This window comes from Psychrobacter sp. CAL346-MNA-CIBAN-0220 (assembly GCF_040309805.1).
In the GTDB taxonomy this organism is placed as follows: Bacteria; Pseudomonadota; Gammaproteobacteria; order Pseudomonadales; family Moraxellaceae; genus Psychrobacter.
On record NZ_JBEOPF010000488.1, the window covers coordinates 1 to 256 of the forward strand.

General features: G+C 51.6%; 1 protein-coding gene. It reads left to right on the forward strand.

Going from position 1 to position 256, the window contains the following annotated elements; translation table 11 throughout:
* On the forward strand, window positions 1-256 hold a 256-nt coding region (locus AAEY88_RS14485), incomplete at both ends, for a UbiA family prenyltransferase (RefSeq protein WP_350563513.1).

Here is a 256-nt window from a genome sequence, read left to right on the forward strand (position 1 = left end):
GCTTTAAGTTTTAAAGAAAAGCTACACGCTTACCTGCAGCTGACGCGCTTTGATAAGCCCGTTGGTATTGAGCTGTTACTCTGGCCAACGCTATGGGGCGTGATGCTGGCTGCTATGGGTCAAGCGCAGCAGCAAGGGGCAACAGCAGGCTTGCCAAGCCTCAAGATATTTGTACTTTTTGCGCTAGGCGCGATTTTTATGCGGGCGGCAGGTTGCGCGATTAATGACTTTGCCGATCGCAAGGTCGATGGTTATG